At 60.1% G+C, this 9,435-nt stretch carries 12 protein-coding genes; 5 read left to right on the plus strand and 7 right to left on the minus strand.

The genetic code is table 11. The features are described 5' to 3' along the window. Positions 1–2: 2 nt before the first annotated feature. The 3 genes from AC8GFZ_RS16970 to AC8GFZ_RS16980 are packed head-to-tail and all read right to left on the minus strand — an operon-like array spanning position 3 to position 2,061. On the minus strand, positions 3–641 hold the full coding sequence (locus tag AC8GFZ_RS16970) for a MotA/TolQ/ExbB proton channel family protein (protein WP_506646108.1): 639 nt from the start codon (positions 639–641) through the stop codon (positions 3–5). Between the two features lie 8 nt (positions 642–649). Next, positions 650–1,468 carry a 4-hydroxy-tetrahydrodipicolinate reductase gene (gene dapB, locus AC8GFZ_RS16975; protein WP_506646109.1) on the minus strand — a complete coding sequence of 273 codons (819 nt, stop codon included), beginning with the start codon at positions 1,466–1,468 and terminating at the stop codon, positions 650–652. A gap of 20 nt (positions 1,469–1,488) precedes the next feature. After that, positions 1,489–2,061, minus strand: coding sequence for an outer membrane protein assembly factor BamE (locus tag AC8GFZ_RS16980; RefSeq protein WP_506646110.1), 573 nt, complete (start codon positions 2,059–2,061; stop codon positions 1,489–1,491). A gap of 60 nt (positions 2,062–2,121) precedes the next feature. Here AC8GFZ_RS16980 and fur point away from each other — a divergent pair, with 60 nt between their 5' ends. After that, on the plus strand, positions 2,122–2,556 hold the full coding sequence (fur, locus tag AC8GFZ_RS16985) for a ferric iron uptake transcriptional regulator (RefSeq protein ID WP_506646111.1): 435 nt from the start codon (positions 2,122–2,124) through the stop codon (positions 2,554–2,556). A 3-nt stretch (positions 2,557–2,559) separates the two neighbouring features. On the opposite strand, the gene hprK is transcribed toward fur, so the two are convergent. From hprK to hpf, 3 genes are all read right to left on the minus strand, one after another. Continuing rightward, positions 2,560–3,504, minus strand: coding sequence for an HPr(Ser) kinase/phosphatase (gene hprK / locus AC8GFZ_RS16990; RefSeq protein WP_506646112.1), 945 nt, complete (start codon positions 3,502–3,504; stop codon positions 2,560–2,562). 54 nt (positions 3,505–3,558) lie between these two features. Next, positions 3,559–4,026 (minus strand): PTS sugar transporter subunit IIA, encoded by a 468-nt coding sequence (locus tag AC8GFZ_RS16995; protein ID WP_506646113.1) that lies wholly within the window; start codon positions 4,024–4,026, stop codon positions 3,559–3,561. Between the two features lie 218 nt (positions 4,027–4,244). After that, on the minus strand, positions 4,245–4,580 hold the full coding sequence (hpf, locus tag AC8GFZ_RS17000; protein WP_506646114.1) for a ribosome hibernation-promoting factor, HPF/YfiA family: 336 nt from the start codon (positions 4,578–4,580) through the stop codon (positions 4,245–4,247). A gap of 391 nt (positions 4,581–4,971) precedes the next feature. Here hpf and corA point away from each other — a divergent pair, with 391 nt between their 5' ends. From corA to AC8GFZ_RS17020, 4 genes are all read left to right on the plus strand, one after another. Beyond that, the gene (corA, locus tag AC8GFZ_RS17005) at positions 4,972–5,958 is read left to right on the plus strand and encodes a magnesium/cobalt transporter CorA (RefSeq protein ID WP_506646115.1); all 987 of its coding nucleotides are present in this window, start codon (positions 4,972–4,974) and stop codon (positions 5,956–5,958) included. A gap of 322 nt (positions 5,959–6,280) precedes the next feature. Next, positions 6,281–6,994, plus strand: coding sequence for a TerC family protein (locus tag AC8GFZ_RS17010; RefSeq protein ID WP_506646116.1), 714 nt, complete (start codon positions 6,281–6,283; stop codon positions 6,992–6,994). A gap of 11 nt (positions 6,995–7,005) precedes the next feature. Further along, complete coding sequence (locus AC8GFZ_RS17015; RefSeq protein WP_506646117.1) at positions 7,006–7,452, plus strand: hypothetical protein; 447 nt, start codon at positions 7,006–7,008, stop codon at positions 7,450–7,452. Positions 7,453–7,496: 44 nt separating this feature from the next. Beyond that, positions 7,497–8,204, plus strand: a complete 708-nt coding sequence (locus AC8GFZ_RS17020) for a formylglycine-generating enzyme family protein (protein ID WP_506646118.1) — start codon at positions 7,497–7,499, stop codon at positions 8,202–8,204. 30 nt (positions 8,205–8,234) lie between these two features. Here AC8GFZ_RS17020 and AC8GFZ_RS17025 read toward each other — a convergent pair whose 3' ends face one another. After that, positions 8,235–9,056 (minus strand): 5'-methylthioadenosine/adenosylhomocysteine nucleosidase, encoded by an 822-nt coding sequence (locus tag AC8GFZ_RS17025; protein ID WP_506646119.1) that lies wholly within the window; start codon positions 9,054–9,056, stop codon positions 8,235–8,237. Between the last annotated feature and the right edge of the window lie 379 nt (positions 9,057–9,435).

Here is a 9,435-nt window from a genome sequence, read left to right on the forward strand (position 1 = left end):
CCTCACTCCCGATTCGGGGATCGCAGGGCCAGCAGATCGTGTGCAAAACCTTCCAGTTCTGCCTCCAACACCCGGGCTTGGCGCGACAACAGGTTGTGGGCGATCAGAGCGGGTATCGCCACGCCCAACCCCAAGGCGGTCATGAGCAAGGCCTCGCCCACGGGCGCGGCCAATCGGTCCAGGCCCACCAAGGCCGAGGCGTCCAAGCCCAGCATGGCGCGGCGGATGCCCCACACCGTGCCCAGCAGTCCGACAAATGGCGCACTGGCCGCCACGCTGGCCAAAAAGGTGTGGCCGTGGTGCAAACGCGCACTGGCCTGATGCAAGGCGTCGCGCAAAGCGCGCTCGGTCTGCGCAGTCACCGTGGTGCTGGCCGCCAAGGTGCCGGCCAGCGGTGCTTGGGCGGCTTGGGCCAAGCGTGACAGCAAGCCTTCTTTTTCCGTGTCTTGCAACACCTGCAGGCCTTGCTGCCAATGGGGAGCTTGCCAAAACAAGGCCTTGGACAGGTTCAGGTCGTGGTGCACACGGCGCAGTCGCCAAGCTTGGCTGAGCAAAACAGCCCAGGTGCTGATGGATGCCGCCAACAACAAGCCCAGCACCACGCCAGAGACGGCGTCCGCAGGGGCCCAGCCAGGCAGCACAGCGGCCTCTAGCGCAGGTTCAGCACATCGAACATGTCGTACAGACCATGGCGCTGGGCGGCCAAGAACCAGGCCGCGCGCATGCTGCCTTGGGCATAGGTGGCGCGGCTGGAGGATTTGTGGGTGATCTCGATGCGCTCGCCGGTGCCGGCAAACAACACCGTGTGGTCACCCACGATGTCGCCACCGCGAATGGTGGCAAAACCAATGCTGGAGGGGTCGCGCTCGCCGGTGTGTCCCTCGCGGGCATACACCGCACAGTCTTTCAGGTCGCGCCCCAAAGCTTGGGCAACCACTTCGCCCATTTTCAGCGCCGTGCCAGACGGGGCATCGACTTTGTGGCGGTGGTGGGCCTCGATGATTTCAATGTCGTAACCGGTGGCCATGGCCTGGGCTGCCATGGCCAGCAACTTGAGGGTGACGTTCACGCCCACGCTCATATTGGGTGCCATGACCACCGCGATGCGCTGAGCGGTTTGGGCGATCTGCTCTTTTTGTGCTTCGCTGAAACCGGTGGTGCCAATGACCATGTGCACACCCATGTCGGCGCAGGCCTGCGCGTGGAGCAAGGTGCCCTCAGGGCGGGTGAAATCGATCAGCACCTGGGCCTGGGCCAAGCCTTGGCGCAGATCAGAGGTGATGGTCACACCACTGCTGTGCCCCAAAAAGGCCGTGGCATCACTGCCAATGGCCGGGCTGCTGGCGACATCCAAGGCGCCCACCAATTGGGCATGGGGGTCGTTGTTCACCGCTTCGATCAGCATGTGGCCCATGCGGCCGCTGGCGCCAGCGACGGCAATGCGCAAAGGGGTTTGGGGCGTGGTCATGGGGGTCAAAGCAGCCCAGCTCAACGCTGGACGGGCTCCAGGGGCGGGTAGCTCATGCTCACCGGCGCTTCGCTGCTGGGGGCCGGTGCCACAGGCCCTTTGGGCTTGAACTTGCTCAATTCGGCCTCGCTGGCTTCAAGCTTGGGCACTTTGATGTCAATGCGGCGGTTGTCGATGCGGGCAGCAAACTCGGCCTCGGTGGGCAATTCGTCGGCCTCAAAACGCACCAAGGTGTCGCCTTCAAAAAACACGCTGATCTTGCGCTGCTGCGGCTCGGCACCTTGGCGGCGCAGGGTGAAGGCGTAATCCCATCGGTTGGCATGGAACACACTGGCCACCAAGGGGGTGCCCAGGACGTCGCGCACCTGCCGGCGCGTCATGCCTTTTTGCAGCATCTGGACTTGCTCTTTGGAGACAAAATTGCCTTGCACCACATCAAATCGATAGGGGGTGAGCGCAGTGATGGTGCGGCTGGCGGTGCGGCTCGCGGTTTCGCAACCCGACAGCAACACACACAAGCCCGCACACACACACAGGGCCCAGTTCGCGGTCCGCTGGTTGGCTTTGGTGGGGTTTAATGCAAACGCTATCATGCGTTGATTCTAGCGTCTGGGCCTGCTCGCACAAGCATCGGGCCTGACTGAAAAACCGCCATGGCCCACATTGACGATCTCAAAAGCACAGGCCTCAAAGCCACCTCGCCCAGGTTAAAAATCTTGGCGTATTTCCATGCGGGCAGGCAGCGCCACATGTCGGCCGAAGACGTTTACCGCTTGGTGGTGCAAGAGCGTGCCGACATCGGCCTGGCCACCATTTACAGGGTATTGACCCAGTTTGAGCAAGCGGGCTTGCTGCGCCGCAGCCAGTTCGAATCGGGCAAAGCGGTTTACGAACTCAACGAAGGCGACCACCACGATCACCTGGTGTGCCTGGACTGCGGACGGGTCGAGGAATTTTTTGATGCCCAAATCGAGTCGCTGCAAAACGATGTGGCAGCGGCCAAGGGCTTTCGCATCGCAGACCACGCCTTGAGCTTGTATGCGCACTGCACCCGCAGCGCCTGCCCGCACCGAGGTGCGGTTGGGTGAGCCTCAGGCCTGCAGGGCCTGGCGTTGGCGCTCGGCGAATTCTTCGTAGGTGTTGATGCCGCGCAATTGCAAAATCGTGTTGCGCACGGCCGCTTCCACCAACACGGCGATGTTGCGCCCGGCCACCACTTGGATGACCACTTTGCGCACGGGTACACCCAACACGTCCTGGGTCAAGGGTTCGTGGGGCAACCGGTCGTAATCGCGCTCCAAGGTTTCGCGCCGCACCAAGTGCACGATGAGTTTGAGGCGCATCTTGCGCCGCACCGCCGTCTCGCCAAAGATGGCGCGGATATCGAGCAAACCAATGCCGCGCACCTCGAGCAGGTTTTGCAGCAAATCGGGGCAGCGCCCCTCCAGGGTGGTTTGGTTGATGCGATAAATGTCCACCGCGTCATCGGCCACCAAGCCGTTGCCGCGCGAGATCAGCTCCAAGCCCAATTCGCTTTTGCCCAGGCCCGATTCGCCCGTGATCATCACCCCCAAGCCCAAAATATCCATGAACACGCCGTGCATCGAGGCCCGGTCGGCAAAGTGCTTGGACAAGTAAGCGCGCAAGATGTCGATCACAAAGGCCGAGGACTCGCGGGTGGCAAACATCGGGATTTGGGCCCGCTCGCACATCGACTCCAAGGCCTCAGGTGCGACTTGCCCATCGGCCAAGATCAGCACCGGCGGCTCCAGGGTGACGATGCGCGCCACCCGGCGGGCACAGTCCTCGGGGCTGGAGTTGCTCAAATAGCTGACTTCGCGGTGACCGAGCAATTGGATGCGATAGGGGTGGATGTAGTTCAGATAGCCGACCAAGTCGGCGCCCGAACTGGCCGCGCGCACCGCGACCTCATCGAACCGCCGCTCGGACGCGCCAGTGCCCGCCACCCAATGCCAGCCCAGCTTTTCGCGGAAAGCCTCAAACAACACATCGGCGCTGACAACGGTGGGCCTCAAAGGGGGCCACCTGAGTGGTTGCTGCGCTGCGGGTACGTCATGGCAGGGTGCGCTTCAGGCGGCCTGGGTTGATTTCCAGGTGGACAAAATTTGGTGCAATTCGTGCGCATCTTGGCTGACCTTGAGGCGGTCGCGCACCCGGCTGTCGCTGAGCAACTCGGCAATTTCGGACAAGATTTCGAGGTGTTTTTGGGTCGATGCCTCGGGCACCAATAGAAAAATCAGCAAGGATACGGGTTGCTCGTCGGGGGCGTCAAACCCAATCGGTGCGGCCAATTGAAACACCGCCGCCATGGGGGTCTTCAGGCCCTTGATGCGACCGTGGGGGATGGCCACCCCATAGCCCAAACCGGTGGAGCCTAAGCGTTCACGGGCAAACAAGCTGTCAGCCACCAAAGCGCGGTTCATGCCGTGGCGGTCTTCAAACAACAAGCCCGCCTCTTCGAAAGCACGCTTTTTGCTGGTCACGTCCACGCACACCAAGACCTGCTCGGGAGGGAGGATGGCGGAGAGTCGGTTCATGAAGGTGTCACAAAAGAGTGACAGATTATGCACCTGCCATCCGAACAAACCCAAATACTTTGTGATACCTGTGTCTGCCCAGAACCACACTCAAATCGGAATTTGTCCAGTACAAAAAACCTTGGCCCCAGCGTGGTCCCAGCCCGCGCCCCTGGTAAGTGTTGGTGGGTGTAGAGGTGCCGATCGCGCCAAACCAGCCAGCGCTGGATTGGCGCGGATCAGGACACCATCACCCGTTTAACGGTGGTGTGCTGGTGGTCTTGCAACTTGTCTTTATGGCGCACCACTTGGCGATCGAGTTTGTCCACCAAGTCGTCGACCGCGGCATACAAGTCGGCATGGGCGCTCTCAGCGAACATATCGCTGCCCTTGACATGGATGTTGCATTCGGCGCGTTGGCGGCCTTGTTTTTCCTTTTGCTTCTCCACAGTCAACAAGACTTTGACATCCACCACCTGATCAAAGTGTCGGGTGATGCGGTCTAGCTTGTGGGTCACATAACTGCGCAGGGCCGGGGTCACTTCCAAATGGTGACCGCTGATCGTCAAGTTCATGGAGCCTCCTGGGTTACAAGTTGATGGGTCTGACGCCCTAGAGGCCAAGGCATCCAGGGCGCTCAGACAACCCCACTATGCACCGGCCTTAACAGTTTGGCAACCACCCGGGCCCTCAAATGCCTGATTTAAATGGGCCCTTGCATCAAACTTTGCGGCGTGACACATCCAGCCCGGAAAAGGCCCTGCCGAATCAAAAAATTGCACGCTTCGATGCCATAATGGAAAGCTGTAAAAAAACGGAGCGAACTCCTTGGAAACCTGCCCCAGTTGGTAGCTTTCGGATTTCTTCGCGCAACGGGTTGGCCTGCTCAGGCCGCGCTGCCAGAGGTTCGAAAGCTGCCATTCACTCAACGCCTTCGAAACTTGGTGACTGACGCCACCCCTTGCCATGCTCAACATCTTTACCCTTGCCAACGGGCGCTTGTTCCAAGAGGAAATCGAGTCCTTGGAAGAGCTGTCGCGCTTTCAACCCATCTGGGTTGACCTCGAGTCCCCCACCCTGGAAGAAAAGCGCTGGATCAACCAACACTTTGGCGTGCTCATTCCCGAAGACGCGATGGACGAAGACATCGAAGAGTCGGCGCGCTTTTATGAAGAAGACAACGGCGAGTTGCACATCCGCAGTGACTTTTTGATCGCCAACGAAGACGAGCCCCGCACGGTGCGGGTGGCTTTCATCATCAACCAGCAAAACGAGTCGCTCAAAAGCCGAGGCGTTTTGTTCTCGATCCACGACGAAGACGTGCCGGTGTTTCGCTTGTTGCGCATGCGCGCGCGCCGTGCACCTGGCCTGATTGAAGACGACAAAGATGTGTTGCTCAAACTCTTTGACGCCGACGCCGAATACTCTGCCGACACCCTCGAAGGAATTTACGACGAACTCGAAAAAGCCAGTAAATTGGTGCTGTCCGAAGTGGTCACCGATGCCTTGGCCGGCGAGGTGCTGGGCGCCATTGCCCGCCAAGAGGACTTGAACGGACGCATTCGGCGCAATGTGATGGACACCCGCCGCGCCGTGAGCTTCATGATGCGCGCCAAGATGCTCAATGCCGAACAGTTTGAAGAGGCGCGGCAAATTTTGCGCGACATCGAGTCACTCGACAGCCACACCGCCTTTTTGTTCGACAAGATCAATTTTTTGATGGACGCCACGGTCGGCTTCATCAACATCAACCAAAACAAGATCATCAAAATCTTCTCGGTGGCCAGTGTGGCCTTGCTGCCCCCCACCTTGATCGCCAGCATTTACGGCATGAACTTTCAATTCATGCCTGAACTGGGCTTGGAGTGGGGATACCCCTATGCCTTGATTTTGATGCTGACCAGCGCCATCGTTCCGATGTTTTATTTCCGCAAACGCGGTTGGTTGCAGTAAGAACAGAAAGTCCTGCCTTTTCAGGACAAGCCCGCAAATCCCACAAGAAAGCCGGGGATTTTCAATTGCAGGTTTAATTCGCCCACTCGATGGGGAGTAGCTCCATTCCGCTGTCAACCAAAAGGTTTGATCAGCGGGATCAACAAATCGTCATTACGAAGCTTTGCTTCCGGTTTGTTGGGCACATAACAGCATCATCACAAGCTGAGCAAGACCTTCGATCCGACACCCATGGGGTGCGGCGAAGCGTCGATCGGGTCCCCACTCATCTCGTTTTTCCGCGCCTCCACGGGCTGTGATTGATGTCAATGTGGAGTTTGCTGTGGAACTATTTTCTGCCCCGTGGTGGTCGGCATTGCTGGCCATTATCTTGATCGACCTGGTCTTGGCCGGCGACAACGCCATCTTGATCGCGCTGGCCGCGCGAAACCTTCCTCCCGCCTTGCAACGCAAAGCCATCTTCTGGGGCACCGTGGGTGCCATCGTGGTGCGCAGCCTGATGACTTTGTGCGTGGTCTGGCTGCTGAAAATACCCGGCTTGATGTTGGTGGGCGGACTGGGCTTGTTGTGGATCGCTTATCAACTGCTGGGCGAGGAGCCCGGCGAGCACGAGGGCGCCTCTGGCCCCACCCATTTTTGGGGTGCCATGAAAACCATTGTGGTGGCCGATGCCTTGATGGGTGTCGACAACGTATTGGGCGTGGCCGGTGCGGCCCACGGCGCCATGGACTTGGTGGTGCTGGGCCTGCTCATCAGTGTGCCCATCGTGGTGTTTGGCAGCTCTTTGGTGCTGCGGTTGGTCGAGCGCTGGCCGGTGATCATCCAATTGGGTGCCGCTGTGTTGGCCTTCACCGCCGCCAAGATGGTGCTGGCCGAGCCCTTGCTCGCCGACTATTTGAAATCTCTGCCTTTGTCCAACCTGTGGTTGCAAATCATTGTCATCACCCTGGCCATTGCTGGCGTCTTGCTGGCGGGTCGTTGGCGTGCCCGGCGCAACAGCCTCACCGAATCCCCCAACCCTGGCGTTCAAACCTGAAGGAGACCCGCGTGGAAACTTGGCTCGTATACATTGACGACAAAACACATGCCCAGCAGCAGATCACGCCTTTGCTCATCCAAGGCGCACCCATGCATTGGATTTTGGTTGGTTGCCCGCCGCGTCTGACGCGGCATGCCGGAAAATGGCTCACCCAAAAAGCCATTCAACGCTGGAGAAACCAATGGACGCAAGAGAACTTGCAGCCCATCCAAGCATTGCTGAGCCAACGGGGCGACAAAGTGACCACACGGGTGGCCCACGGCCCCTTGGTGGTGATGACGCAACAGCTGCAACAAGAATGGGGCACCTTTCGGGTGCTCGATGCACGCCGCCCACGACTGGGCCAAGACCTGCAACCGGCCACAGAAAACCAAGAGCGGACCCCGCAAAGCCCCTGGATGGTGCCCGGCTCGGTGGCCTTCATGGGCACACTCATGACCATGGCCGCCGATTGAGACGCTGGCCAGCCACGGCCTGCCTGTGGGCAGCTGTGGCCTTCATGGGCAACGCCCTCGGGGTCAACCATCCGGTCGGTCACACCCTGCTGGTGGGCCCCTTGCAGTGGGATGCCCACGAGGTCACGATCGGCCAGGTCAAGGCTTTTGCCAGCGCCACTGGATTTGTGAGCCAGGCCGAGCGGGCCGGGGGTGGCACGGTGTTTGAGTCGGGCTGGACACAAAAGCCCGGTTGGACTTGGCGCACGCCTTTTGGTGTGCCCGCGCGCGATAACGAGCCGGCGGTACACCTGGACTTTGACGAAGCCCAAACCATTTGCCGCCACAGTGGGAAGCGCTTGCCCACCGATGCCGAGTGGACCTCGGCCGCTTACCTGGAGCAACGGCCCTCGCCACCTTCGGCTTGGGTGCGTGGCCAACGCTATCCCTACCCCTTGGGTGCCACTGCCAAAGGCAGCCATTGCCTGGGCCCATGCGCCAACTTAAAAGGCACAGCACCCAACGGCAGCTTGACCCGTGGCACAGGCCATGTGCCCGTGATGACCACCCCGCCCGGCGTCAACGGCTTGTACGACATGGGCGGCAATGTGTGGGAATGGGTGGACGGTGGCTCGGGCAACGAGCGCATCACCCGCGGCGGATCATGGTGGTATGGCCCCGAGCGGCAAGTGGCCGACGATGTGGCCACCAAACCGCGCGACACCCGGGTGGTTTACATCGGCTTTCGCTGCGTCAAAACCAACCCGCCCTGAACCATCTCTGGCCCTGCGTCCCGCAGTGCATCACATCAAGGCCACGCATTGGGTGACGATGGCCGCGCTGTAAGGGCTGGCCACCTCGCTGAGAAAGCGATTGAAGTCGGTGGCGGCACTGGCATCGGCCCGGTCCGAGATGGTGCGCACCGCGGCAAAGCGCACCCCAAAGTCATGGCACACCTGGGCCACCGCCGCGCACTCCATCTCCACCGCCAAGGCCTGGGGCAGCTCTTGGCGCAAGGCGAGGCTTTCACCGTGGCTGGCGACAAACCGGTCGCCACTGACCACCAAACCCTGGTGCACCCGGGCCCGGCCCAAACCCCAGCGGGTGGCCACCGCTTGCCCGAGATGCGTCGGCGCTTGGCGCAGCACATCGGTCGCAGCTTGCACCAGCAAGGCCGACATGCGGGCGTCACAGGCAAACCGGTCCAAACCATACAAGGGCACTTGGTGGCGCGCAAACAAAGGCGAGGCGTCCATGTCGTGCTGCAAACAAGCGCTGGCCACGACCACGTCGCCCACACCCACCCCATCGGCCAAACCACCAGCCACGCCACTGAAAATGATGCGGTCCACCCCAAAGCGCTCGATCAACACGCTGGCGGTGGTGGCGGCGGCCACCTTGCCAATGCGCGACAACACCAGCACCACCTCATGGCCTTGCCACTGGGTTTGCCAAAACTGCCGACCCGCCACCTGCACCATGGGCATGCGTTGTGCTGGGGCCTCACGGGCAGCGCGCAAAGAGCCCGGGCGGTGCTCGAGTGGTCGATCGTGGTTGTCGCGCAAGCGCTCGAGCAAGGCGTCCAACTCCTCGTGCATGGCGCTCATGATGGCCAGGCGTGCCATGGTCAGCCTTTCAGACCCGCCATCGGGCCATTCCACTCAATCGCTGCCCGATGAGCACATCCATGAATGACACACCAGGGCTTACTGACTGAGGTGTTGGTCAAAATGGCGGGGGATCTCTGTAAACGCCTCTTTGGTCTCGGGCACTTCGGTGTTGGAGCTGAATTGAGCATGGGACTGTCCATCGAACACTTACCAATCTGCCCGACAACCGGCGCGGCGCAATTAGCGGTGTCGGTGACTTTGGGCTCATTAGTCCGCCCTGAACAATTCATAAGCATATGAATTAATTGAAGATATGGTGTAAATCCTGTCGGCAAATTTGCAAGTTGTTGCGTTAATGGATGTAGATTTCTTGCAAATTTAGACGAGGTATTTG

Origin of the sequence: Limnohabitans rimovensis (SeqCode), from assembly GCF_965234775.1 — a bacterium.
GTDB lineage: Bacteria > Pseudomonadota > Gammaproteobacteria > Burkholderiales > Burkholderiaceae_C > Limnohabitans > Limnohabitans rimovensis.

Excerpts from the sequence above, each read along its gene's own strand:
- dapB (WP_506646109.1), bottom strand. The coding sequence starts at position 1,468 with ATGACCACGCCCCAAACCCCTTTGCGCATTGCCGTCGCTGGCGCCAGC.
- AC8GFZ_RS16980 (WP_506646110.1), bottom strand. The coding sequence starts at position 2,061 with ATGATAGCGTTTGCATTAAACCCCACCAAAGCCAACCAGCGGACCGCG.
- fur (WP_506646111.1), top strand. The coding sequence starts at position 2,122 with ATGGCCCACATTGACGATCTCAAAAGCACAGGCCTCAAAGCCACCTCG.
- AC8GFZ_RS16995 (WP_506646113.1), bottom strand. The coding sequence starts at position 4,026 with ATGAACCGACTCTCCGCCATCCTCCCTCCCGAGCAGGTCTTGGTGTGC.
- hpf (WP_506646114.1), bottom strand. The coding sequence starts at position 4,580 with ATGAACTTGACGATCAGCGGTCACCATTTGGAAGTGACCCCGGCCCTG.
- corA (WP_506646115.1), top strand. The coding sequence starts at position 4,972 with ATGCTCAACATCTTTACCCTTGCCAACGGGCGCTTGTTCCAAGAGGAA.
- AC8GFZ_RS17020 (WP_506646118.1), top strand. The coding sequence starts at position 7,497 with ATGGGCAACGCCCTCGGGGTCAACCATCCGGTCGGTCACACCCTGCTG.
- AC8GFZ_RS17025 (WP_506646119.1), bottom strand. The coding sequence starts at position 9,056 with ATGGCACGCCTGGCCATCATGAGCGCCATGCACGAGGAGTTGGACGCC.